Source organism: Leclercia adecarboxylata (assembly GCF_023639785.1).
GTDB classification, from domain to species: Bacteria; Pseudomonadota; Gammaproteobacteria; order Enterobacterales; family Enterobacteriaceae; genus Enterobacter; species Enterobacter adecarboxylatus_D.
On sequence record NZ_CP098325.1, the window covers coordinates 1,729,046 to 1,752,693 of the forward strand.

The 23,648-nt window shown below is 55.1% G+C and carries 22 protein-coding genes; 18 read left to right on the top strand and 4 right to left on the bottom strand.

Annotated elements, in window-relative coordinates; translation table 11 throughout:
- Positions 1 to 28 precede the first annotated feature (28 nt).
- Positions 29 to 1,243, bottom strand: coding sequence for an MFS transporter (locus tag NB069_RS08100; protein ID WP_250588879.1), 1,215 nt, complete (start codon positions 1,241 to 1,243; stop codon positions 29 to 31).
- A 109-nt stretch (positions 1,244 to 1,352) separates the two neighbouring features.
- Between NB069_RS08100 and NB069_RS08105 the strand changes: the two genes are divergently transcribed.
- A complete protein-coding gene (locus NB069_RS08105; protein ID WP_250588880.1) occupies positions 1,353 to 2,291 on the top strand; it encodes a LysR family transcriptional regulator in 939 nt (312 codons plus the stop codon).
- A 40-nt stretch (positions 2,292 to 2,331) separates the two neighbouring features.
- On the opposite strand, the gene rne is transcribed toward NB069_RS08105, so the two are convergent.
- Positions 2,332 to 5,523 carry a ribonuclease E gene (rne, locus tag NB069_RS08110; RefSeq protein ID WP_250588881.1) on the bottom strand — a complete coding sequence of 1,064 codons (3,192 nt, stop codon included), beginning with the start codon at positions 5,521 to 5,523 and terminating at the stop codon, positions 2,332 to 2,334.
- 571 nt (positions 5,524 to 6,094) lie between these two features.
- Here rne and rluC point away from each other — a divergent pair.
- Positions 6,095 to 7,042: a 23S rRNA pseudouridine(955/2504/2580) synthase RluC gene (gene rluC / locus NB069_RS08115; protein ID WP_039028925.1), complete on the top strand. Its 948-nt coding sequence runs from the start codon at positions 6,095 to 6,097 to the stop codon at positions 7,040 to 7,042.
- Between the two features lie 72 nt (positions 7,043 to 7,114).
- Here the strand turns inward: rluC and NB069_RS08120 are convergent, their stop codons facing one another.
- Positions 7,115 to 7,699 carry a Maf family protein gene (locus tag NB069_RS08120; protein WP_250588882.1) on the bottom strand — a complete coding sequence of 195 codons (585 nt, stop codon included), beginning with the start codon at positions 7,697 to 7,699 and terminating at the stop codon, positions 7,115 to 7,117.
- A gap of 141 nt (positions 7,700 to 7,840) precedes the next feature.
- Between NB069_RS08120 and yceD the strand changes: the two genes are divergently transcribed.
- The 14 genes from yceD to ptsG all read left to right on the top strand — a co-directional run bounded on the left by yceD (position 7,841) and on the right by ptsG (position 20,190).
- The gene (gene yceD, locus NB069_RS08125) at positions 7,841 to 8,362 is read left to right on the top strand and encodes a 23S rRNA accumulation protein YceD (RefSeq protein WP_032617547.1); all 522 of its coding nucleotides are present in this window, start codon (positions 7,841 to 7,843) and stop codon (positions 8,360 to 8,362) included.
- A gap of 16 nt (positions 8,363 to 8,378) precedes the next feature.
- Positions 8,379 to 8,552 (top strand): 50S ribosomal protein L32, encoded by a 174-nt coding sequence (gene rpmF / locus NB069_RS08130; RefSeq protein ID WP_003857964.1) that lies wholly within the window; start codon positions 8,379 to 8,381, stop codon positions 8,550 to 8,552.
- A gap of 79 nt (positions 8,553 to 8,631) precedes the next feature.
- On the top strand, positions 8,632 to 9,666 hold the full coding sequence (plsX, locus tag NB069_RS08135) for a phosphate acyltransferase PlsX (protein ID WP_250588883.1): 1,035 nt from the start codon (positions 8,632 to 8,634) through the stop codon (positions 9,664 to 9,666).
- A 6-nt stretch (positions 9,667 to 9,672) separates the two neighbouring features.
- Positions 9,673 to 10,626, top strand: a complete 954-nt coding sequence (locus NB069_RS08140; RefSeq protein WP_250588884.1) for a beta-ketoacyl-ACP synthase III — start codon at positions 9,673 to 9,675, stop codon at positions 10,624 to 10,626.
- 15 nt (positions 10,627 to 10,641) lie between these two features.
- Positions 10,642 to 11,571: an ACP S-malonyltransferase gene (gene fabD, locus NB069_RS08145; RefSeq protein WP_250588885.1), complete on the top strand. Its 930-nt coding sequence runs from the start codon at positions 10,642 to 10,644 to the stop codon at positions 11,569 to 11,571.
- Between the two features lie 13 nt (positions 11,572 to 11,584).
- A complete protein-coding gene (gene fabG / locus NB069_RS08150; protein ID WP_103179093.1) occupies positions 11,585 to 12,319 on the top strand; it encodes a 3-oxoacyl-ACP reductase FabG in 735 nt (244 codons plus the stop codon).
- 154 nt (positions 12,320 to 12,473) lie between these two features.
- Complete coding sequence (gene acpP / locus NB069_RS08155) at positions 12,474 to 12,710, top strand: acyl carrier protein (protein WP_000103754.1); 237 nt, start codon at positions 12,474 to 12,476, stop codon at positions 12,708 to 12,710.
- Between the two features lie 94 nt (positions 12,711 to 12,804).
- On the top strand, positions 12,805 to 14,046 hold the full coding sequence (fabF, locus tag NB069_RS08160) for a beta-ketoacyl-ACP synthase II (protein WP_250588886.1): 1,242 nt from the start codon (positions 12,805 to 12,807) through the stop codon (positions 14,044 to 14,046).
- A gap of 141 nt (positions 14,047 to 14,187) precedes the next feature.
- The gene (gene pabC / locus NB069_RS08165) at positions 14,188 to 14,997 is read left to right on the top strand and encodes an aminodeoxychorismate lyase (protein ID WP_250588887.1); all 810 of its coding nucleotides are present in this window, start codon (positions 14,188 to 14,190) and stop codon (positions 14,995 to 14,997) included.
- A 2-nt stretch (positions 14,998 to 14,999) separates the two neighbouring features.
- Entirely contained in the window at positions 15,000 to 16,022 is a 1,023-nt protein-coding gene (gene yceG / locus NB069_RS08170; RefSeq protein ID WP_250588888.1) for a cell division protein YceG, read from the top strand.
- Entirely contained in the window at positions 16,012 to 16,653 is a 642-nt protein-coding gene (gene tmk, locus NB069_RS08175) for a dTMP kinase (protein WP_250588889.1), read from the top strand. The genes yceG and tmk overlap by 11 nt, the downstream gene beginning before the upstream one ends.
- Positions 16,650 to 17,654, top strand: coding sequence for a DNA polymerase III subunit delta' (gene holB, locus NB069_RS08180; RefSeq protein ID WP_250588890.1), 1,005 nt, complete (start codon positions 16,650 to 16,652; stop codon positions 17,652 to 17,654). Before tmk ends, holB begins: the two co-directional genes overlap by 4 nt.
- Before the next feature lie 10 nt (positions 17,655 to 17,664).
- Positions 17,665 to 18,459: a metal-dependent hydrolase gene (locus NB069_RS08185; RefSeq protein WP_250588891.1), complete on the top strand. Its 795-nt coding sequence runs from the start codon at positions 17,665 to 17,667 to the stop codon at positions 18,457 to 18,459.
- A 297-nt stretch (positions 18,460 to 18,756) separates the two neighbouring features.
- A complete protein-coding gene (gene ptsG / locus NB069_RS08190; RefSeq protein WP_250588892.1) occupies positions 18,757 to 20,190 on the top strand; it encodes a PTS glucose transporter subunit IIBC in 1,434 nt (477 codons plus the stop codon).
- Between the two features lie 146 nt (positions 20,191 to 20,336).
- On the opposite strand, the gene fhuE is transcribed toward ptsG, so the two are convergent.
- Complete coding sequence (gene fhuE / locus NB069_RS08195) at positions 20,337 to 22,556, bottom strand: ferric-rhodotorulic acid/ferric-coprogen receptor FhuE (protein WP_250588893.1); 2,220 nt, start codon at positions 22,554 to 22,556, stop codon at positions 20,337 to 20,339.
- A 349-nt stretch (positions 22,557 to 22,905) separates the two neighbouring features.
- Between fhuE and hinT the strand changes: the two genes are divergently transcribed.
- Positions 22,906 to 23,265, top strand: a complete 360-nt coding sequence (gene hinT / locus NB069_RS08200; RefSeq protein WP_138368681.1) for a purine nucleoside phosphoramidase — start codon at positions 22,906 to 22,908, stop codon at positions 23,263 to 23,265.
- Between the two features lies 1 nt (position 23,266).
- Positions 23,267 to 23,641 (top strand): YcfL family protein, encoded by a 375-nt coding sequence (locus tag NB069_RS08205; protein ID WP_250588894.1) that lies wholly within the window; start codon positions 23,267 to 23,269, stop codon positions 23,639 to 23,641.
- The last annotated feature ends 7 nt before the right edge of the window (positions 23,642 to 23,648 follow it).

Sequence of the window (23,648 nt, forward strand, 5' to 3'; positions counted from 1 at the left end):
AATCCGTTTTGCGGATTGGGCATTTTTTTCAGGAATTCTGCACGGCTGAGGATGTAGGGCGTGCGTTTTCGGTCATGCGGATAACCAGCGCCACGCCAGCTGTCATTGTCGCCAGTGCAATCACCCCTGGCCAACCGGCCATCGTATAAAGCTGACTCCCCAGGGCTGAACCCAGCGCCATCCCGATAAACACGCCGGTGAAGAGCAGGGCGTTCAGGCGCCCACGGGCCTGTGGCTCAAGGCTGTAAACCAGGTTCTGGTGGGCCACCAGGCTTGATTGCAGACCGAGATCAAAGCCGACGGCGGCGACGGCAATCAGGATCAGCTGGCCATGTACGCCCAAAGCAGGCATCAAAAACATCAGCGCGAAGGAGACGGTCACCAGTGCGGCACCCAGCTGGGTGACTTTACCCGCCCCCAGTTTATCGGCCAGACCACCCGCCAGCGGGGCTGCCAGGGCACCTGCGGCACCGGCAATACCGTATCCTCCGGCGACTGCGCTGCCAAGCCCGTAATGCTCCATCAGCATGACCGCCAGGGTCGACCAGAAGGCGCTAAAGGCAATGGAGAGGAAACCCTGCGCCAGCGCGGCGCGGCGCAGGGCCGGGTAGCGGCGCCACAGATGCGCCATGGAACGCATCAGCTCCGGATAACGCAGGTTCGACGGTACCGCGAAGCGGGGCAGAATGTACCACATCACGGCGGCGAGGATCGCAATGCTGCCTGCCGCCAGCTGATACATTACACGCCAGCCAAAGGCTTCCCCTACCACGCCGCTCACCGTACGGGAGAGCAGGATCCCCAGTAACAGGCCGGTCATCACTGTACCGACGGTTTTCCCCTGCTTGCCCTGAGGCGCAAGAATAGCCGCAGCGGGGACGATATCCTGTGCCATGGTGGCGGTCATACCAATCAGCAGGCTTACCAGCAACAGGGTGTGGATCTGCGCCGTCAGGCTACAGGCCAGAAGCAGCGACGCCAGGGCGACGCTTTTTACTACTATCAGGGTGCGACGGTCGTAGCGATCGCCCAGTGGCAGCAGGAACAGGATCCCCAGCGCATAACCTGCCTGGGTGAGGGTTGGCACCATTCCCATCCCTTCAACACTGAGATGCAAATCTGAGCCCATCAGCGGCAGCAGCGGCTGAGCATAGTAGATGGCGGCGACGCTAAATCCTGCGCCGATGGCGAGGATAAAAATGATCCAGCGGCTGACGGCTGGGGTTAAGGTGCTGGTGTTCATATGCGATTCCTCATTTCGGGTGTGTCGCTATTCTTAATCACCCCAGCTTGCGGTGGTAGCCAGCGCAGTGATAAAACACTTATACGCGTAACGTATAACAGGAATAAAAATGAAGCGCTCGGAACGTATAGACAGGGTGGAGTTAATGCGTACTTTTGTGCGCATCGTGGAGACCGGCTCGCTTTCCGCTGCCGCCGTACAGATGACAACCAGCCAGGCGACCGTCAGCCGCCGCTTGCAGTCTCTGGAGACGCTGCTCGGCGTGCGCCTGATCCTGCGAACAACCCATGCCATGAAGCTGACCGATGACGGCGAAAGGTGCTATCAACATGCCCGGCGGGTGATCGACAGCTGGTATGCGCTGGAAGATGAAGTGGGGCAGACGGAAGATGAACCTGTGGGGGTGCTGCGCGTACGTGCGCCGCATGCTTTCGGTCAGGAGCAGCTACTGGAGCCGCTAACGCAATTTCTGTTGCGCTATCCGCGGCTGAACGTGGAGTGGATGCTTAACGACCGCTCGGCTGATTTTTTGAGTGACAACATCGACTGCGCCATCCGGGTCGGCGCGGAGATCGACCCGGCGACGGTGTCGGTGCTGCTGGCCGAGGTGCCGCGCTGCGTCGTGGCATCCCCGGCACTGCTTGCGCGCTTCGCCCCTGTTGAGAAGCCCGAAGATCTCTCCGCGCTGCCCTGGGTGGCCCTCAATACGTTTTATCGTCAGCATGTTGAGTTGTTCCGCGAGGAGTTATCCCAACCGCAGCGGGTGGCTATCTCGCCGCGATTAAGTACGGATAGCCTGTACGTGGCCCGTAAAAGCGCACTTACGGGGCTCGGCGTTGCCGTGGTGTCAAGCTGGACGGTCGAGGCGGATATTCGCGAGGGAAGGCTGGTGCATCTCCTGCCTGACTGGCAGCCAGCCGCGTTGCCGGTTCATCTGGTCTACCCGTGGTCGCGCTATTATCCGGCGAGACTACGTCGTTTTCTGGAGATGATGAGAGAAGTGATGCCTGAAATTACGGGGATGCGCAGACCCGGGCAGATGCAATAAAAAAGCCGACCCGAGGGTCGGCTTTTACGCTTAAGCGGGCTTATTCAGCCGGCTGTGGGCGTGTGGCTGGCGCAGTGGCCTGATGCGTGGCGCTATGACCGCCTGCAGCGCCTTTACCGTCGAACTCAAATGCCGGACGTACCCAGTCGCTGTGGCGCGGCGCTTCTGCAACATATTCCGGTGCCGGAGCACGGGTCATTGGGGCAGTGGCGTGATGCGCTTCAGCGTGAGCTTTGACGGCTGGGGCTGGTTTCACCTCAGGTGCTGGCGTCACTTCAGGTGCTGGCTTCACTTCTGGCGCGTTGACGTCCACGGCGTCAGTGACTTCAGGTTCCGCTTCAGCAACCTCAACCGGTTCAACATCAATTTCGATTTCAGGTTGAACTTCAGTTTCCACTTCAACGTTCACGACCGGCTGCGGCTCGGCTGCAACGTCGGTGGTTTCAGCCGGTTCAGCAGCGACAGCTTCTTCCACGACCTGTTCTGCGACAACGGCGTCTTCAGGGGTGACGATCTGCGGTTGTTCAGCCACAGGTGCAGCAATCACTTCCGGATGTGAAGTTTCAACTTCAGCAACCTGCGGTTCAGGGATCACAACGGCAGCTGCCTCAGTGATAACCTCAGCGGCGGCTGGCGCAACAGGCGCTACAGGTTCAGCAGCAACGTTCTGCTCTTCAAACTGTGGCTCCTGAGGACGGGCAACCGGATAACGGATCCAGGCCTTACCTGATGCCATCTCTGGTGACGCACAGGCAATAGCCAGCGGCATTGGAGACTGCAGCGGATAACGCTCGTCACGATAGCGACGACGACGCTGACCGCTCACACGCAGGTGACGTGGGGAGCGACGTGAACGACGCGGCATGCCAGCGTTTTCACGGCCTTCCGCGTTCTCTTCCTGCTCAGGTGCGTTTTCGATAACGGCAGGCAGATCGACTTTAGCCACTTCGGTGCTCTGGGCTGGCGCAGCCTGAGGCGCGACTGCTTCAACCGCTGCCTCTTCGGTCTGAGACTCGAAGCGCACCTTCTGGCTTAGCTGACGCTGCTTACGGCGTGGCATAACCTGAACGCGCTCTTCCTGCTCAGCATCCTGCGCGGTCTCTTCTTCGCGATTCAGCGCTTTAACTTCCTGCTGTGCCTGGCGCTTGTCATCATTACGACGACGGTTACGCTCGCGGCGCGGCTGCTGCTCATCACGCTGTCTGCCTTTGTCAGACTCTTCGGTGACCGGCTGGCGAATTTCACGATCTTCTGCGTTCTGCTGCGGCTTTTCGCGGCGGTTGCGACGGTTATCGTCACGCCCTTCGCGGCGCTCACGACCCTCACGGTTGTCGCGATTGTCACGGCTATCGCTGCCCTCACGACCTTCGCTGCTGTCTGAACGGTTATCGCGGCGCTCGTTGCGGTCACGACGATTGTTCTGACGTTTACGACGATCCGGTGAACGCTCCTGTTTCTCTTCTTTCTTCTCAACCGGCGCCGGGGCTGGCTGCGGCTCTTCGCCTGCAAACATTTTCTTCAGCGCGCTGAAGAAGCGGCTCAGCAGGCCATGCTGCTCAGTCGGTTGGCTGGCTTCTGCTGCTGGTTTAGCCGCAACGGTCTCCTGCGCGGGGGCAGGTGGCGCTTCAGGCATTACGAACGCGGCGAGGGCAGGTTGCTCAGGCAGTTTACGCTCTGAGTACTCTTCCTCTGACGGCAGCGCCATCGCTTCTTCATGCAGCTTAGGCAGCATGTAGCTCAGGGTAGATGTCTCTTCACCTTTGCGCACGCGCAGCACGGAGTAGTGCGGGGTCTGCATCTGGTCGTTTGGCACGATCACGCAGCGTACGCCGCTCAGACGGGATTCAATTGCGCTTACCGCAGCACGTTTTTCGTTCAGCAGGTAGGAGGCAACCGGAACAGGTACAATGGCATGGACTTCTTTGGTGTTCTCTTTCAGCGCTTCTTCTTCGATGAGACGCAGAATAGAGAGCGACAGCGATTCATTGTCACGCACGGTGCCGGTGCCGCTACAGCGTGGGCAGACGTGGTGGCTGGATTCGCCCAGGGACGGGCTCAGACGCTGACGGGACATCTCCAGCAGGCCAAAACGGGAGATATGGCTGATCTGAATGCGCGCACGATCCTGACGCACCGCTTCACGCAGGCGGTTTTCCACCGCGCGCTGGTGACGTACTGGGGTCATGTCGATGAAGTCGATAACAATCAGGCCACCGAGGTCACGCAGACGCAGCTGACGTGCAATCTCGTCTGCCGCTTCCAGGTTGGTGTTGAACGCCGTCTCTTCGATATCGCCGCCGCGGGTTGCTCGGGCGGAGTTGATGTCGATGGCGGTCAGCGCTTCGGTGCTGTCGATAACGATCGACCCACCGGATGGCAGACGGACTTCACGCTGGAAGGCAGATTCAATCTGCGATTCAATCTGGTAGTGGCTGAACAGCGGGATCTCACCGGTGTACAGTTTAATTTTACTGGTGAAATCAGGACGCCCCAGGGCAGCGATGTGCTGGCGAGCCAGCTCAAGCACTTTCGGGTTATCAATCAGAATTTCGCCGATGTCCTGACGCAGATAGTCACGGAAGGCACGTACGATAACATTACTTTCCTGGTGGATCAGGAATGGAGCAGGGCGGCTTTCAGCAGCTTTCTGAATCGCTTCCCAGTGCTTCAGACGGAAGCTCAGGTCCCACTGCAGCGCTTCGGCGGATTTGCCAACGCCTGCGGTACGGACAATCAGCCCCATGCCGTCCGGCAGCTCAAGGCTTGCCAGCGCTTCTTTCAGCTCGGTACGGTCGTCGCCTTCGATGCGGCGAGAGATGCCACCCGCACGCGGGTTGTTTGGCATCAGAACGAGGTAGCTGCCAGCCAGGCTAATAAAGGTTGTCAGTGCCGCGCCTTTGTTGCCGCGCTCTTCTTTATCAATCTGGACAATAACTTCCTGACCTTCACGCAGAACATCTTTGATGTTTGGACGGCCATGGGCGTTATAGTTGGAAGGGAAGTACTCGCGAGCGATCTCTTTTAGCGGGAGGAAACCATGACGCTCGGCACCGTAATCGACAAATGCGGCTTCAAGGCTGGGTTCAATGCGGGTGATTTTGCCTTTGTAAATGTTCGCTTTTTTCTGTTCGTGTCCAGGACTTTCGATATCCAGATCGTACAGACGCTGCCCATCCACAAGGGCGACACGCAACTCTTCTTGCTGAGTTGCGTTGATTAACATTCTTTTCATCGTAACTTACTCATTATTCTTACATTGACGACTAAGCTGCGGGCAAGGTGACGCTTTCCGGGGTATGAACCGATGGCCTCGTGTCTATTCACGTCGCCAACCTCACGGTTGTCGCTCGCTTAAGAGGCGCAAAGTGTCGGTTGCCTGTATTTCATACGGAAATACAGCGCGATTATCAGGGGAATAGCCTAGGTAAAACTCTCCAGAGAAGATTCCATTTACCGGTAAGTACTGCAACCCGCAGCCCGCTAACTGTCTGAAAGATCAATACGTCTTACGCCATTGCTGCGTGGATGATCGGTCAGACAAAATTGGTCATTCCGTCGATATCCTTACTAAACCCGGATTTAACGCGGAAAACAGCAGCATTATTCCATTGCTGGCCGGGTTATAGCAAGATGACTTTTACCATTTATCACCCGGTTACTCACAGTTTCTTCACTTCTGTGATGTGATTGGTTTAATAACCACCAAATCGATTGCGTGAACGAAACACTGACCGGGTAAAGGTAAATATAAGCATAGAAAAATGAGTGGCGCTATTGGCTGGCGATAATTAGAATCGCCCCCCATGAAAACAGAGACTCCAGCCGTAAAAATGGTTGCCATTACCGATGATGAAGCGGGGCAACGCATCGACAACTTTTTGCGCACCCAGTTGAAGGGTGTGCCAAAGAGCATGATTTATCGCATCCTGCGTAAGGGTGAAGTGCGTGTGAATAAGAAACGCATCAAACCTGAATACAAACTTGAAGCGGGTGATGAAGTGCGCATTCCGCCCGTGCGCGTAGCCGAGCGGGAAGAAGAGGCGGTATCGCCGCATCTCAATAAAGTCGCCGCGCTGGCGGATGTGATTTTATATGAAGACGACCATATCCTGGTGCTTAACAAACCGTCCGGCACCGCCGTACACGGCGGCAGCGGATTGAGCTTCGGCGTCATTGAAGGCCTGCGTGCACTGCGTCCGGAAGCCCGCTTCCTTGAGCTGGTTCATCGCCTTGACCGCGATACCTCTGGCGTATTGCTGGTGGCGAAAAAGCGTTCGGCGCTGCGTTCACTGCATGAACAGCTGCGTGAGAAAGGGATGCAAAAGGACTACCTCGCGCTGGTACGCGGCCAGTGGCAATCGCATGTTAAAGTGGTGCAGGCGCCGTTACTGAAAAATATCCTGCAAAGCGGTGAACGTATTGTCCGCGTGAGTCAGGAAGGCAAACCGTCTGAAACGCGATTCAAAGTTGAAGAGCGTTATGAATTCGCTACCCTGGTACGCTGCAGCCCGGTGACCGGCCGTACTCACCAGATCCGTGTTCATACTCTGCATGCGGGGCACCCTATCGCCTTTGACGATCGCTATGGAGACCGTGAGTTTGATAAGCAGCTGGCCGGTACGGGCTTATCGCGTCTGTTCCTGCACGCCGCCGCGCTGAAGTTTACCCATCCGGGTACCGGCGAGGTAATACGTATTGAAGCCCCGATGGACGAACAGCTGAAACGCTGTCTTAAAGTTCTGCGCGGTTGATTGCCCGGCGGCGCTGCGCTTGCATGTCCTGCGGTTTTGCAGGCCGGGTAACGCAGCGCCACCCGGCGTAGCTCACGCCACCAGGGGATTAGAATGTTCGCGGCGGAGCATCTGGCACAGCGCAATCAGCGGTAATCCCACTAACGTGTTCGGGTCACGCCCGTCCAGCCTGTCGAACAACGCAATTCCCAATCCTTCACTCTTAAAGCTGCCCGCGCAGTTTAACGGACGCTCTTTGCGAACATAGTCCTCAATCTCCTGTTCGCTGAGATGGCGGAAGTGAACATCAAAGGGCTCGCATTCCGTCTGCAGATGACCCGTAGCGCTGTTATAGAGGGCGAGGCCGGTATAGAAGGTCACGATATTGCCGCGGGCTTTCAGCAGCTGCTGGCGCGCATTCTCTTCGGTGTGCGGTTTACCGGTGATGATTCCATCAAGGACGCAAACCTGATCGGAACCTATAATGAGATGGTCAGGAAATCGCGCTGCCAGACTTTTCGCTTTTTCCTGCGCCAGACGTACCACCAGATGCCGTGGCGACTCACCGGGGAGCGGACTTTCATCCACGTCCGGCGCGGCGCATTCTAAAGGTACGCCAAGTTTTTCCAGCAGCACGCGGCGGTAGGGCGAAGTCGAGGCGAGAATAAGATTTGGCATATTTTTTTCACCAGATATAGCGTATCGATGCCAGCCATTTTAAACTAGAGGCCGCAATGTGTGCGAATAATTGGCAAAAGGCAGCCTGAGGTTGCCTTTTTCTTTGACTCTATGACGTTACAAAGTTAATATGCGCGCCCTATGCAAAAGGTAAAATTACCCCTGACTCTTGATCCGGTTCGTACGGCTCAAAAACGCCTTGATTACGAAGGTATCTATACTCGTGACCAGGCTGAGCGTATCGCCGAATCCGTAGTCAGTGTGGACAGTGATGTGGAATGCTCCATGTCGTTCGAAATCGATCCCCAGCGCCTTGCCGTTATTACCGGTGATGCGAAGGTGTCGGTCACGCTCGAATGTCAGCGTTGCGGGAAACCGTTCCCACTTCATGTTCACACAACATATTGTTTTAGTCCGGTTCGTTCAGACGAACAGGCTGAAGCACTCCCGGAAGCGTATGAGCCGATTGAGGTTAACGAATTCGGTGAAATCGATCTGCTGGCGTTAGTTGAAGATGAAATCATCCTCACTTTGCCTGTAGTTCCGGTGCATGATTCTGAACACTGTGAAGTGTCCGAGGCGGACATGGTCTTTGGGGAACTGCCTGATGAAGCGCAAAAACCAAACCCATTTGCCGTATTAGCCAGCTTAAAGCGTAAGTAATTAAGGAGTAAGGTCCATGGCCGTACAACAGAATAAACCAACCCGTTCCAAACGTGGCATGCGTCGTTCCCATGACGCACTGACTGCAGTTACCAGCCTGTCTGTAGACAAGACTTCTGGTGAGAAACACCTGCGTCACCACATCACTGCTGACGGTTTCTACCGCGGCCGCAAGGTTATCACTAAGTAATCACGCATTTGCGTGATTAGGCTTAGTGAGGGTTTCCCCGTGCAAACGGGGATATACCGAACCAGGCTGCGACGATACCTTGACACGTCTAACCCTGGCGTTAGATGTCATGGGGGGCGATTTTGGCCCTTCCGTGACAGTGCCTGCAGCATTGCAGGCACTGAACTCTAATTCGCAACTCACTCTTCTTTTAGTCGGCAATCCCGACGCTATCACGCCATTACTCGCAAAAGCTGACTTCGAACAACGTTCACGTCTGCAGATTATTCCTGCCCAGTCAGTTATTGCCAGTGATGTCCGGGTCTCACAGGCGATCCGCAGCAGTCGCGGCAGCTCAATGCGCATCGCGCTGGAGCTGGTTAAAGAGGGACGCGCGCAGGCGTGCGTCAGCGCCGGAAATACCGGCGCGCTGATGGGACTGGCAAAATTACTGCTCAAACCGATTGAGGGTATTGAGCGCCCGGCGCTGGTAACCGTTCTGCCCCATCAGCAAAAGGGCAAAACGGTGGTGCTGGATTTAGGTGCCAACGTCGACTGCGACAGTGTTATGCTGGCGCAGTTTGCCGTCATGGGGTCAGTGCTGGCAGAAGAAGTGGTTGGGATTTCACATCCCCGTGTCGCCTTGCTGAATATTGGCGAGGAGGAGACTAAAGGTCTCGACAGCATCCGTGACGCTGCCGAGCGGCTAAAACACGAGCCATCCATCAACTATATTGGATATCTCGAAGCCAACGAATTATTGACCGGAAAAACGGATGTACTGGTGTGTGACGGGTTTACAGGAAACGTTACATTAAAAACCATGGAAGGGGTGGTGAGAATGTTTCTTTCTCTGCTTAAATCGCAGGGAGAGGGTAAAAAACGGTCATGGTGGCTGATTATATTGAAGCGTTGGTTACAAAAGAGCCTGGCGCGGCGATTCAGTCACCTCAACCCCGACCAGTATAATGGCGCCTGTCTGTTAGGATTGCGCGGCATTGTGATTAAGAGTCACGGTGCGGCCAATCAGCGAGCCTTTACCGTCGCGATTGAACAGGCAGTGCAGGCGGTGCAGCGACAAGTCCCACAGCGGATTGCCGCTCGCCTGGGATCTGTATTAGCAAAAAGTGACTGAGCGTACATGTATACGAAGATTTTAGGTACCGGCAGCTATCTGCCAAAGCAAGTGCGAACCAACGCCGATCTGGAAAAAATGGTCGATACGTCTGATGAGTGGATCGTCACACGTACAGGTATTCGCGAACGTCGTATTGCCGCGCCAGATGAAACAGTTTCCACCATGGGCTATGAAGCCGCCCAGCGCGCACTGGAAATGGCGGGTGTCGATAAAGACGACATTGGCCTGATTATCGTTGCGACCACCTCAGCCACGCATGCTTTCCCAAGCGCGGCGTGCCAGGTTCAGAACATGCTGGGGATCAAAGGTTGCCCGGCGTTTGACGTTGCAGCCGCGTGCGCAGGCTTTACCTATGCCCTGAGCATTGCCGATCAATACGTGAAATCGGGTGCCGTGAAGCATGCGCTGGTTATCGGTGCTGACGTGCTGGCTCGCACCTGCGATCCAAACGATCGCGGAACGATCATTATTTTTGGCGATGGTGCTGGAGCCGTCCTGTTAGGCCAATCTGAAGAGCCGGGCATCATTTCGACGCATCTGCATGCAGATGGCCGTTACGGGGAACTGTTAACGCTGCCAAACGCCGATCGTGTCAATCCGGACAGCGCAATCTACCTGACCATGGCCGGTAACGAAGTCTTTAAAGTGGCCGTGACCGAGCTGGCGCACATCGTTGACGAGACGCTGGAAGCCAATAATCTGGAGCGTTCAGCTCTCGACTGGCTGGTGCCGCATCAGGCTAACCTGCGCATTATCAGCGCCACAGCTAAGAAGCTCGGCATGTCTATGGATAACGTTGTGGTGACGCTGGACCGTCATGGCAATACGTCTGCAGCATCAGTACCCTGCGCGTTTGACGAAGCGGTGCGCGATGGACGAATTCAACGAGGCCAGCTGGTCTTGCTCGAAGCCTTCGGTGGCGGTTTCACCTGGGGTTCTGCACTGGTTCGTTTCTAGTAAAAGGATAAGAAAATGACCCAATTTGCTTTTGTGTTTCCCGGTCAGGGTTCTCAGGCTGTTGGAATGTTGTCTGGATTAGCGGAGCAGTATCCGGTCATCGAAGAGACATTTCGTGAAGCTTCTGATGCGCTGGGCTACGATCTTTGGGCGCTGACCCAGCAAGGGCCAGCTGAAGAGCTGAATAAAACCTGGCAGACGCAGCCGGCACTGCTGACCGCATCGGTCGCACTGTGGCGCGTATGGCAGCAGCAGGGCGGTAAAGCACCTGCGCTGTTGGCCGGTCACAGCCTGGGTGAATACTCTGCCCTGGTTTGCGCGGGCGTGATTGCGTTTGCTGATGCTGTACGTCTGGTTGAACTGCGCGGCAAATTCATGCAGGAAGCGGTGCCGGAAGGTACCGGCGGCATGTCAGCGATTATTGGTCTGGATGATGCTTCCATTGCAAAAGCCTGTGAAGAGTCCGCAGAAGGCCAGGTCGTTTCTCCGGTGAACTTCAACTCGCCGGGCCAGGTGGTTATCGCTGGCCATAAAGAAGCGGTTGAACGTGCGGGCGCAGCCTGTAAAGCCGCAGGCGCTAAACGCGCCCTGCCGCTGCCGGTGAGCGTTCCTTCTCACTGCGCGCTGATGAAACCGGCTGCAGACAAGCTCGCCGTTGAGCTGGATAAAATTACCTTCAGCGCACCGACCATTCCGGTCGTGAACAACGTTGATGTGCAGTGCGAAACCGCACCTGAGGCTATCCGCCATGCGCTGGTTCGCCAGCTGTACAGCCCGGTTCAGTGGACCAAAACCGTTGAATTTATGGCGGCGCAGGGCGTTGAGCACCTGTATGAAGTGGGCCCGGGTAAAGTCCTCACCGGTCTGACCAAACGTATTGTTGATACCCTGACCGCATCGGCGATTAACGAGCCTGAAGCCCTGTCAGCGGCACTTGCGCAGTAAGAAGAGGAATATCATGAGTTTTGAAGGAAAAATCGCACTGGTCACTGGCGCAAGTCGTGGTATTGGCCGTGCTATCGCTGAAACCCTCGTCGCGCGCGGCGCGACCGTAATCGGTACTGCCACCAGCGAAAACGGTGCGCAGGCCATCAGTGATTATCTGGGTGCGAACGGTAAGGGTCTGATGTTGAATGTGACCGATCCTGCATCTATCGAATCTGTTCTGGGAAATATTCGCGCAGAATTTGGCGAAGTGGATATTCTGGTCAATAATGCCGGAATCACTCGCGACAACTTACTGATGCGAATGAAAGATGATGAGTGGAACGATATTATCGAAACCAATCTGTCATCTGTGTTCCGTCTGTCAAAAGCGGTAATGCGAGCTATGATGAAGAAGCGTCATGGCCGTATTATCACTGTCGGTTCTGTGGTTGGTACCATGGGAAATGCTGGTCAGGCAAACTACGCTGCGGCGAAAGCAGGTCTGATCGGTTTCAGTAAGTCGCTGGCACGTGAAGTTGCGTCCCGCGGTATTACTGTAAACGTTGTTGCTCCGGGCTTTATTGAAACGGACATGACGCGTGCGCTGACCGATGAGCAGCGTGCGGGTACGCTGGCGGCAGTTCCAGCGGGTCGTTTAGGCGACCCTAAAGAAATCGCCAGCGCGGTTGCATTTTTAGCCTCTGACGAAGCGAGTTACATCACTGGTGAGACTCTCCACGTCAATGGCGGGATGTATATGGTTTAACCACGATAGAAAATATTTGCGTTATTAGGGCGAATGGCCTCAAAATAACGTAAAATCGTGGTAAGACCTGCCGGGATTTAGTTGCAAATTTTTCAACATTTTATACACTACGAAAACCATCGCGAAAGCGAGTTTTGATAGGAAATTTAAGAGTATGAGCACTATCGAAGAACGCGTTAAGAAAATTATCGGCGAACAGCTGGGCGTTAAGCAGGAAGAAGTGACCAACAATGCTTCTTTCGTTGAAGACCTGGGCGCAGATTCTCTTGACACCGTTGAGCTGGTAATGGCTCTGGAAGAAGAGTTTGATACTGAGATTCCGGACGAAGAAGCTGAGAAAATCACCACCGTTCAGGCTGCCATTGATTACATCAACGGTCACCAGGCGTAAGTGAACATCTCCAGGCGGTCATTCGACCGCCTGAGTTTTTTCTTTTGTAGTCCCTCGTTTTTCTATTTTTTTTATCCCTCCCTGGAGGACAAGCGTGTCTAAGCGTCGTGTAGTTGTGACCGGACTTGGCATGTTATCTCCTGTCGGCAATACCGTAGAGTCCACCTGGAAAGCTCTCCTTGCCGGTCAGAGTGGCATTAGCCTAATCGACCATTTCGATACTAGCGCCTATGCAACGAAATTTGCTGGCTTAGTAAAGGATTTTAACTGTGAAGAGATCATCTCGCGTAAAGAACAGCGCAAGATGGATGCCTTCATTCAATATGGAATTGTCGCTGGCGTTCAGGCCATGCAGGATTCTGGCCTTGAAATTACGGAAGAGAACGCAACCCGTATTGGCGCCGCTATTGGCTCCGGGATTGGCGGTCTTGGCTTAATCGAGGAAAACCATAGCTCTTTAGTGAATGGTGGCCCGCGTAAGATTAGCCCGTTCTTCGTTCCGTCAACGATTGTTAACATGGTGGCGGGTCATCTCACCATCATGTATGGCCTGCGTGGTCCAAGCATCTCCATCGCCACAGCCTGTACGTCTGGTGTGCACAACATCGGCCAGGCAGCGCGTATGATTGCCTATGGCGATGCTGACGCCATGGTTGCCGGTGGCGCTGAGAAAGCCAGCACCCCGTTGGGCGTAGGCGGTTTCGGCGCAGCGCGTGCCCTGTCTACTCGCAACGATAATCCTCAGGCGGCGAGCCGTCCGTGGGATAAAGACCGTGATGGTTTTGTGCTGGGTGACGGTGCAGGTATGGTCGTACTGGAAGAGTACGAACATGCGAAGAAACGCGGCGCGAAAATTTATGCTGAAGTCGTTGGCTTCGGTATGAGCAGCGATGCCTATCACATGACGTCTCCGCCGGAAAACGGCGCAGGTGCTGCGCTGGCGATGGTTAATGCTATCCGTGACGCGGGCATTGAGCCGGGTCAGATCGGCTATGTGAATGCGCACGGTACTTCTACCCCTGCGGGCGATATCGCAGAAGCGCAGGCCGTTAAGTCTGTGTTTGGCGATGCAGCCAGCCGTATCATGGTCAGCTCCACCAAATCCATGACCGGCCACCTGCTGGGTGCGGCGGGTGCAGTAGAGTCTATCTACTCCATCCTGGCACTGCGCGACCAGGCCGTTCCGCCAACCATCAACCTGGATAACCCGGATGAAGGTTGCGATCTGGACTTCGTTCCACACGAAGCACGTCAGGTCAGCGGAATGGAGTATACCCTGTGTAACTCCTTCGGCTTTGGCGGCACCAACGGCTCTCTGATCTTCAAAAAGGTCTGAGGCTAACGCCGGGGCGATACTCTTGCTTCCCGGCACACTGATAAAAAAGGTCCGCTTGTCGGGCCTTTTTTATTCGGTTTTCTTCCCTTGTCCCGGGCTCACCTTCCTGCCAGACTATTTGACCATCTTAAAGGAGCCACCATGTTCTTGATAAATGGCATAAAGCAGGCACAGCTTCCGGCTAATGACCGGGCTATCCAGTTTGGTGACGGATGCTTTACAACGGCCCGCATTGACGAAGGCAAAGTATGTTTGCTCCATGCGCATCTGCAACGTCTGAAGATGGCCTGTGAAAAACTGTTCATTCCCTTTGCCCAGTGGGCAGAGCTGGAAAATGAAATGACAGAGCTGGCGGTTGGCGTCGATCGCGGTGTGCTGAAAGTGATTATCAGCCGGGGAAGCGGCGGCAGGGGTTACAGCGCTGCGGGCTGTCTGCATCCGGCGCGTATTCTGTCGGTGTCAGCGTATCCGGCCCACTACGATTGCTGGCGGACTGAGGGGATCGCCCTGGCGTTAAGTCCGGTGCGTCTTGGCCGTAACCCACAGCTGGCAGGGATAAAACACCTTAACCGGCTTGAACAGGTGTTGATCCGCTCCCATCTTGAACAGACGGACGCCGACGAGGCTCTGGTTCTTGACAGCGAAGGGTTCATTACGGAATGCTGTGCGGCGAATTTATTCTGGCGGCAGGGTAAGGATGTGTTTACCCCCCGTCTGGATCAGGCGGGCGTCAATGGCCTGATGCGCCAGTTTTGTCTGCAACAACTGGCACACTCCGGCTTTTGCGTGGTTGAAGTGCAGTCCCACGAGGCTGCGCTGAAGGACGCCGACGAAATCGTCGTCTGCAATGCGCTGATGCCTGTGGTACCGGTGCGTAAGTATGGTTCTCACCTTTTTTCATCGCGTGAGTTGTACCTGTTTTTAGCCCCTCTGTGTGAGCAAACCAGATAGTCATGAAGAAAATGTTGCGCTTTATTCTCCTCGTTGTTGTCGTCCTGGGCATTGCCGCTGGCGTGGGGATGTGGAAGGTTCGCCAGCTGGCGGACAGCAAAATCCTCATCGCTGATGAGACGATCTTCACCCTGAAGCCAGGTACCGGACGGCTGGCGCTGGGCGAGCAGCTGTATGGCGATAAGATCATTAACCGCCCGCGCGTGTTCCAGTGGTTATTGCGCGTGCAGCCAGAGCTGTCGCATTTCAAAGCCGGTACTTACCGTTTTACGCCAGGCATGACCGTTAAGGAGATGCTGGAGCTGCTTGAGAGCGGTAAAGAGGCCCAGTTCCCGCTGCGTTTTGTTGAAGGGATGCGCCTGAGCGATTACCTGAAACAGTTGCGCGATGCGCCATACATCAAACACACCCTGCCGGACGACAGCTATGCCGCCGTCGCTGAAGCCCTGAAGTTTGAGCATCCTGAATGGGTGGAAGGCTGGTTCTGGCCGGACACCTGGATGTACACGGCGGGCACCACCGATGTGGCGCTGCTGCAGCGTGCCCATAAAAAGATGGTCGAGGCGGTGCAGAAAGCCTGGGAAGGGCGGATGGAGAACCTGCCGTACAAGGATCAAAACCAGTTCGTGACCATGGCGTCAATTGTCGAGAAAGAGACGGCGGTGGCCAGCGAGCGCGATCAGGTGGCGTCGGTATTCATTAACCGCCTGCGTATCGGCATGCGCCTGCAGACTGACCCGACGGTGATCTACGGGATGGGTGAAAACTACAAGGGCAAGATTTCGCGTAAAGACCTCGAAACCCCAACCGATTATAATACTTACGTCATTAGCGGATTACCCCCGGGGCCGATTGCCACGCCGGGCCAGGCATCGCTGAATGCCGCCGCGCATCCGGCAAAAACGCCGTATCTCTATTTCGTCGCTGACGGAAAGGGTGGACATACTTTTAACACCAATCTTGCCAGTCATAATCGTTCGGTTCAGGACTATCTGAAGGCACTTAAGGAAAAAAATGCGCAGTAACTACATCGTCATTGAGGGGCTGGAAGGCGCCGGGAAAACCACCGCACGCAATGCAGTGGTTGAGACGCTGAAACAGTGTGGCATCGAAGAGATGATCTTCACCCGTGAACCGGGCGGTACACAGCTGGCGGAAAAACTGCGCAGCCTGGTGCTGGACATTAAATCGGTTGGCGACGAAGTGATAACCGACAAAGCCGAAGTCATGATGTTTTACGCCGCTCGCGTCCAGCTGGTCGAAACCGTGATCAAACCTGCGCTGGCGCGCGGATGCTGGGTCATCGGCGACCGCCACGATCTCTCGACTCAGGCTTATCAGGGCGGTGGCCGCGGTATTGACCCGAATATGCTCGCCACGCTGCGCGATGCGGTGCTGGGTGATTTCCGCCCGAACCTGACCCTCTATTTAGACGTAACGCCGGAAGTGGGCCTGAAACGCGCTCGCGCCCGTGGGGAACTGGATCGTATTGAGCAGGAGTCGCTGGACTTTTTCAACCGTACCCGCGCCCGTTACTTAGAGCTGGCGGCTCAGGACAGTTCAATTCGCACCATTGATGCGACGCAGCCTCTGGAAACGGTGATGGAGGCTATTCGTGCCGCCGTCACTGGCTGGCTGAAGGAACAACAGGCATGAAATGGTATCCATGGTTGCGCCCGCACTTCGAACAGCTGGTGAACGGCTATCAGTCCGGTCGGGGGCATCATGCGTTACTCATCCAGTCGCTGCCGGGGATGGGTGATGATGCACTCATCTACGCTATCAGTCGTTATCTGATGTGCCAGCAGCCGCAGGGGCATAAAAGCTGCGGCCAGTGCCGTAGCTGTCAGCTGATGCAGGCGCAGACGCATCCCGATTATTACGCGCTGGAGCCCGAGAAGGGCAAAACGACGCTCGGCATTGATGCGGTGCGCGGGGTCAGCGAAAAGCTGTACGAGCACGCGCGGCTTGGCGGGGCAAAGGTTGTCTGGCTGAAAGATGCTGCCCAGCTGACTGAAGCCGCCGCCAACGCGCTGTTAAAAACGCTGGAAGAGCCGCCGGAAAACACCTGGTTTCTGATGGCCTGCCGTGAGCCTGGGCGACTGCTGCCGACGTTGCGCAGCCGCTGTCGTTTGCATCATCTCAGCGTTCCGCAGGAAAGCTGGGCTGTCAGCTGGCTTGCAAGAGAAGTGACAACGTCACAAGAGGCGGCGCTGAGTGCGCTGCGTCTGTGCGGCGGGGCACCCGCCGCGGCGCTGGCCTTATTACAGCCCAACGTCTGGGGACAGCGAGAACAGCTTTGCCAGTCTCTCGGCGCTGTGCTTGACAGCGCCGACTGGGTGAGCCTGCTCCCGGTGCTCAATCACGAGCAGGCGACCGATCGCCTGCACTGGCTGGCAACGCTGTTGCTGGATGCGCTTAAAATTCAGCAGGGGGCAACCCTGCTGAGCAATGCCGATGCCTGGCAACTCGTGAATAATCTCGCCCGCCGTCTGCCAGGCGTGGCGCTGCGGGCTATTCTTCATGACGTGTGCCAGTGTCGCGAACGATTACTCAGCGTAACGGGACTGAACCGGGAGCTTGTGCTGACCGACCTGTTACTCACTATCGAGCATTACCTGCAACCGGGCACAACGCTGCCTGTATCCCATCTCTGAGAGAGACATTATGTTTTTAGTCGACTCACACTGCCATCTCGATGGCCTGGATTATCAATCCCTGCATAAAAACGTCGATGACGTGCTGGAAAAAGCCGCCGCCCGCGATGTGAAATTTTGCCTGGCGGTCGCCACCACCTTACCCGGCTACCGCACCATGCGCGAGCTGGTGGGCGTGCGCGACAACGTGGTTTTCTCCTGCGGCGTGCATCCCCTGAACCAGGATGAAGCCTATGACGTTGAAGATTTACGCCGTCTGGCGGCAGAAGAGGGCGTGGTGGCGATGGGCGAAACCGGGCTGGATTATTTTTACACCCCGGAAACGAAAGCCCGCCAGCAGGCGTCCTTCCGCGACCATATCCGCATTGGGCGGGAGCTGAACAAGCCGGTGATCGTTCACACCCGTGATGCCCGGGCCGATACGCTGGCGATCCTGCAAGAAGAAAAGGTGACGGATTGTGGTGGCGTACTACACTGTTTCACAGAAGACAGAGAAACAGCGGGCAAGCTGCTGGATTTGGGTTTTTATATCTCGTTTTCCGGGATCGTGACGTTCCGTAACGCAGAGCAGCTTCGTGATGCTGCGCGATACGTTCCGCTCGATCGCCTGCTGGTGGAAACAGATTCCCCGTATCTGGCACCGGTACCGCATCGCGGTAAAGAAAACCAGCCCGCGATGGTACGGGATGTGGCCGAGTACATGGCCGTGTTGAAAGGCGTCGACGTTGAAGAACTGGCACGCATTACCACCCACAATTTCGCCAGTCTGTTTCACATCGATCCCTCCCGCCTGCAATCTGCATGATTAATCAGTTTTTTTTTGGCTCGTAATTAATAGCCAAAACGAGTACAGTTCACCGCCCAAACGGGGGCGGTGAATGCGTTTCTGGAAACATTTGGCAAACTATTTTGTAAAAATCTGAAAGTTTTTCAGCTGCTGAACGCTGAAACGTGATAGCCGTCAAACAAAGATCCGCAGATTTATTTTACTCTGCGTAATAAATAAAGGGCGCTTAGATGTCCTGTCCACGGCACGGTTCTCCCCCCGGGCCAATGCGTGAAAACGTAAAAAAAGCACAAATACTCAGGAGCACTCTCAATTATGTTTAAGAATGCATTTGCTAACCTGCAGAAGGTCGGTAAATCGCTGATGCTGCCGGTATCCGTACTGCCTATCGCAGGTATCCTGCTGGGCGTCGGTTCTGCAAACTTCAGCTGGCTGCCAGCCGTAGTTTCCCACGTGATGGCCGAAGCAGGCGGTTCTGTTTTCGGTAACATGCCACTGATCTTCGCTATCGGCGTTGCGCTTGGCTTCACCAATAACGACGGCGTATCTGCGCTGGCCTCTGTAGTTGCCTACGGCATCATGGTTAAAACCATGGCTGTGGTTGCACCTCTGGTGCTGCATTTACCACCGGAAGAGATCGCAGCAAAACACCTGGCTGACACCGGGGTTCTGGGCGGTATCATCTCGGGTGCTATTGCGGCGTATATGTTTAACCGCTTCTATCGCATCAAGCTCCCTGAGTATCTGGGCTTCTTCGCTGGTAAGCGTTTTGTTCCAATCATCTCTGGTCTGGCGGCGATCTTCACGGGTGTGATCCTCTCCTTCATCTGGCCACCGATTGGTTCCGCTATCCAGACCTTCTCTCAGTGGGCTGCTTACCAGAACCCGGTACTGGCGTTCGGTATCTATGGCTTCATCGAGCGTTGCCTGGTGCCGTTTGGTCTGCACCATATCTGGAACGTTCCTTTCCAGATGCAGATCGGCGAATTCACCAACGCTGCTGGCCAGGTATTCCACGGCGATATCCCACGTTACATGGCAGGCGACCCAACTGCAGGCAAACTGTCTGGCGGCTTCCTGTTCAAAATGTACGGTCTGCCGGCTGCTGCGATTGCCATCTGGCACTCTGCTAAACCAGAGAACCGTGCAAAAGTGGGCGGTATCATGATCTCCGCAGCGCTGACCTCGTTCCTGACCGGTATCACCGAGCCGATCGAGTTCTCCTTCATGTTCGTTGCGCCGATCCTGTACATTATCCACGCGATTCTGGCTGGCCTGGCGTTCCCAATCTGTATCCTGCTGGGTATGCGTGACGGTACGTCCTTCTCACACGGTCTGATCGACTTTATCGTTCTGTCCGGTAACAGCAGCAAGCTGTGGCTGTTCCCAATCGTGGGTGCGTGCTACGCCGTTGTTTACTACACCATCTTCCGCGTGCTGATCAAAGCACTGGACCTGAAAACACCTGGTCGTGAAGATGCAACAGAAGACAGCAAAGCGGGTGCGACCAGCGAAATGGCTCCAGCACTGGTTGCAGCCTTCGGCGGTAAAGAGAACATCACTAACCTGGACGCCTGTATCACTCGTCTGCGTGTTAGCGTTGCCGATGTCGCGAAAGTTGACCAGCCAGGTCTGAAAAAACTGGGCGCAGCTGGCGTAGTTGTCGCAGGTTCCGGTGTACAGGCAATCTTCGGTACTAAATCCGATAACCTGAAAACCGAAATGGATGAGTACATCCGCGCCAACTAAGTTGTGACCTGGGGAGACTAAGGCAGCCGAATGGCTGCCTTTTTTATTGGATGCGGTTTAGGACGCCGGGTGGCGGGTACGCCTTGCCAGGTAAATAGTGCGCACAAAAAAAGGAGCCATTCGGCTCCTTTATCACAACAGATTGCTTAGAAACTATAGGTTCCGCTTACCGAGAAATTACGCGGAGCGCCGTAAACGCCGTAAGTGCCCAGATAGTCATAATACTCTTCGTCAAAGACGTTATTCAGGTTGCCCTGTACCGCAAAGTTTTTGGTCACCTGATAGCGGGCAAAGAGATCGACAACAGTGTAACCATCCTGCGTGATCTTCGTGACGCCCTGAGGACCAGGTGTTTCAAAGTCATACCAGGTTTTGTTCTGCCAGCGTGCACCACCGCCCACTGCCAGTTCAGGCAACATTGGCAACTGATAGCGGGTAAACAGCTTGAGCGTGGTACGCGCCTGCTGTGGGTTTACCGCGTTACCGTCTTCATCTTCAGCAATGTAACGACTGCCGCCGAAGGTAAGCTGCCAGTTGTCGGTCAGCGCACCGTTCAGCTCGAACTCAATCCCTTTACTTACCGTGCCGTCAACCGACTTATACGCCGTCTGTCCACCCGAGCCTGGGATAGTGGTGCCTGTTGAGACTGCCACGTTGTCTTGTTCCAGGCGGAATACCGCGACGGAGGCGGTGAGTCGGGTATTGAACCAGTCGCCTTTCACACCCGCTTCATAGCTCTTACCGGTTGTCGGATCGATGAACTTGCTGTTCACATCACGCTGACCGCTTGGCTGGAAGATGGAGGTGTAGCTGGTGTAGACGGACCAGGTATCGTCAATATCGTAGATCAGCCCTGCGTACGGGGTCACATCGTGGAACTTGGCGTTACGGATTTCATCCGGCTTACGTTCAAGGTTATATTTCGCGCTCCATTCCGTGTAACGCGCGCCCAGAATCAGGTGCAGTGGATCGGCAAGAGAGAGTCGGGTCGCTGCATAAACTGATTTCTGGCGAATAACGTCGCGCTGGTAAAGTGCAAAATCAGACCAGGTTGGATCGGCCAGTTTACCGTTGTAATCGTAGATATTGCCTACGTCCATCAGGCCGTAATTATCATTGACCGGGTAAGAGTTGTCGTAGTTGTTACGCTGACGACTGTAACTTCCGCCCAGCATCAGCTCATGCTGGCGTCCGAGAAGATCGTACCCGCCGCGCACAAAGGCATCCACGGAGTCCTGCTTACGCTCCCCCCGGTTCCAGCCGCCCCATGCGCCCTGGAAGAGAGAGGCATCGTACAGGCCGGTTGTTTTGTCAGGATAACCATCGATGTACATGAGCTTGCTGTCGAAGTTCGTTTCAGCATGCATGGCATTCACTTTTGCTTCCCAGCCGTTATCAAAACGCTGCGTCAGGTTGGCAAAGACTTTCGTTGAGTCCTGGTTCGAGTATGTCCAGTCGGCAGCGGTGTTGAAGCCACGGCGGAAGTGAGTTTTGCTGGCGTCGCTAAACAGGGAAGGGAAGCCGCCCCAGGTTGGGCTGTCCTCTTCGCTTTCCTGATAGTCATAGCCCAGGGAAAGCGTGGTGGAGTCGGTCAGATCGGCATCGACAACGCCGTAAACGAATTTTTTGCGGTAGTGGTTACGCTCAACCCAGGAATCTTTATCTTCATAACCGGCGATTGCGCGACCGCGAACGTTGCCGGATTCAGTTAGCGGAGCCTGAACGTCCAGTACGTAGCGCTGCTTGTCCCAGCTACCGTAAGTGGCGGACACTGCACCTTTAAACTCTTTGCTGTCAGCGTGTTTACGCACCATGTTGACATAGGCAGATGGGTTGCCTGTACCGCTCATCAGCCCGGCTGCCCCACGCACCACTTCAATCTTATCGAAGATAGCCGTATCCCCTGCGGTATCACCAAAGTTCCAGCGGTTATCGAGGAAGGTCGGCATATCTTCATAAGCAAAATTGCTGATAAAGAAGCCGCGCGCATAGTAGTTGGTGCGGCTGGTATCGATGTGGGACGCGCTCACCCCAACCGTGTTATCCAGCACCTGGCCGATGGTGTTCAGCTCCTGATCCTGCATACGCTGCTGGCTGATCACGCTGACGGACTGCGGAATATCGCGCGGGACTAAAAGCAGCTTGGTCCCGGTGGTGGTGGTTTTAACGCTGTAGTCCTGCGCCTGGCCCTGCAGCGGATCTTGTGCGTTATCAAACCCGCCGTCAACGACAACGGTGTCTTCTGTTGAGGCAGTCTCGGCAAAACTTACGGTAGGCATCAGTGCCATAGCAATGCAGGCTGCCAGCAACGAAGGTGTTGCCACAGACTGAGATTGCCCTTCCCTGGATTGAATGGTGAAAGACATCATCAAACCCTTAATGAACGGTGAATGGTGTGCATCAGTCTCTTAATCGAGCTGAAATCATTTTCTAGGTATAAATTGCGCATGAAAATGCAAATGCGAAATATACGCATTCGAATTACCCATGTAAACAGATGTTGCAACGGTAACTGAAATAATGTTTCAGACCAGGTGGGGAAGAGATGGTCATTCAGCGAGCAGATCGGGGCATTCCAGCAAAGAAATCGTGGGATAAGGTTGAAAGGACTGGAGAAAGTCGCTCATACTCTTGAGTCGTATCACAAAATAATGTGCCCGCACCGGCAGGTTGTCTCCGGTTACGTCGCCAGATTAAATGAACAAGGAAAACCTCATGGCTGAAGAAACCATTTTCAGTAAAATTATCCGCCGCGAGATCCCGGCAGATATCATCTATCAGGATGAACTGGTTACCGCTTTTCGTGACATTTCCCCGCAGGCGCCTACCCATATCCTTATTATCCCCAATATTCTGATTCCTACGGTTAATGACGTGAAAACTGAGCATGAACTGGCATTAGGCCGTATGCTGACAGTAGCAGCGAAAATCGCTGAGCAGGAAGGGATTGCCGAGGAGGGTTACCGTTTGATCATGAACTGCAACCGCCACGGTGGGCAGGAAGTTTATCACATTCATATGCATCTGCTGGGCGGACGTCCGCTGGGCCCGATGCTGGCGCATAAAGGTCTTTAAGATGCAAAGAGGATGGATGGTGGCTCTGGTCGTGGCGATGGTGTTAGCGGGATGCAGCTCGCAACCCTCAATACCCGTTAATGACGATCAGACGCTGGTAATGGAGTCATCGGTACTGGCGGCAGGTATTACCGCCGATCAGCCTTCGCTTACCACTAGCGAAATTCAACCGTCCGCCTCCTCTGTGTTGTTTAATGAAAGAGATGAGCCGGTTACCGTTCACTACCGCTTTTTCTGGTATGACAACCGTGGCCTGGAGATGCATCCACTGGAAGCGCCGCGCAGCGTAACCATTCCGGCAAAATCGTCGGTTAAGCTTTACGGCAGCGCAAACTATCTGGGTGCGCATAAGGTCAGACTTTATTTATATCTCTGAGGGGTGA

Excerpts from the sequence above, each read along its gene's own strand:
- NB069_RS08100 (WP_250588879.1), bottom strand. The coding sequence starts at position 1,243 with ATGAACACCAGCACCTTAACCCCAGCCGTCAGCCGCTGGATCATTTTT.
- NB069_RS08105 (WP_250588880.1), top strand. The coding sequence starts at position 1,353 with ATGAAGCGCTCGGAACGTATAGACAGGGTGGAGTTAATGCGTACTTTT.
- rne (WP_250588881.1), bottom strand. The coding sequence starts at position 5,523 with ATGAAAAGAATGTTAATCAACGCAACTCAGCAAGAAGAGTTGCGTGTC.
- rluC (WP_039028925.1), top strand. The coding sequence starts at position 6,095 with ATGAAAACAGAGACTCCAGCCGTAAAAATGGTTGCCATTACCGATGAT.
- NB069_RS08120 (WP_250588882.1), bottom strand. The coding sequence starts at position 7,699 with ATGCCAAATCTTATTCTCGCCTCGACTTCGCCCTACCGCCGCGTGCTG.
- yceD (WP_032617547.1), top strand. The coding sequence starts at position 7,841 with ATGCAAAAGGTAAAATTACCCCTGACTCTTGATCCGGTTCGTACGGCT.
- rpmF (WP_003857964.1), top strand. The coding sequence starts at position 8,379 with ATGGCCGTACAACAGAATAAACCAACCCGTTCCAAACGTGGCATGCGT.
- NB069_RS08140 (WP_250588884.1), top strand. The coding sequence starts at position 9,673 with ATGTATACGAAGATTTTAGGTACCGGCAGCTATCTGCCAAAGCAAGTG.
- fabD (WP_250588885.1), top strand. The coding sequence starts at position 10,642 with ATGACCCAATTTGCTTTTGTGTTTCCCGGTCAGGGTTCTCAGGCTGTT.
- fabG (WP_103179093.1), top strand. The coding sequence starts at position 11,585 with ATGAGTTTTGAAGGAAAAATCGCACTGGTCACTGGCGCAAGTCGTGGT.
- acpP (WP_000103754.1), top strand. The coding sequence starts at position 12,474 with ATGAGCACTATCGAAGAACGCGTTAAGAAAATTATCGGCGAACAGCTG.
- pabC (WP_250588887.1), top strand. The coding sequence starts at position 14,188 with ATGTTCTTGATAAATGGCATAAAGCAGGCACAGCTTCCGGCTAATGAC.
- yceG (WP_250588888.1), top strand. The coding sequence starts at position 15,000 with ATGAAGAAAATGTTGCGCTTTATTCTCCTCGTTGTTGTCGTCCTGGGC.
- tmk (WP_250588889.1), top strand. The coding sequence starts at position 16,012 with ATGCGCAGTAACTACATCGTCATTGAGGGGCTGGAAGGCGCCGGGAAA.
- holB (WP_250588890.1), top strand. The coding sequence starts at position 16,650 with ATGAAATGGTATCCATGGTTGCGCCCGCACTTCGAACAGCTGGTGAAC.
- NB069_RS08185 (WP_250588891.1), top strand. The coding sequence starts at position 17,665 with ATGTTTTTAGTCGACTCACACTGCCATCTCGATGGCCTGGATTATCAA.
- ptsG (WP_250588892.1), top strand. The coding sequence starts at position 18,757 with ATGTTTAAGAATGCATTTGCTAACCTGCAGAAGGTCGGTAAATCGCTG.
- fhuE (WP_250588893.1), bottom strand. The coding sequence starts at position 22,556 with ATGTCTTTCACCATTCAATCCAGGGAAGGGCAATCTCAGTCTGTGGCA.
- hinT (WP_138368681.1), top strand. The coding sequence starts at position 22,906 with ATGGCTGAAGAAACCATTTTCAGTAAAATTATCCGCCGCGAGATCCCG.
- NB069_RS08205 (WP_250588894.1), top strand. The coding sequence starts at position 23,267 with ATGCAAAGAGGATGGATGGTGGCTCTGGTCGTGGCGATGGTGTTAGCG.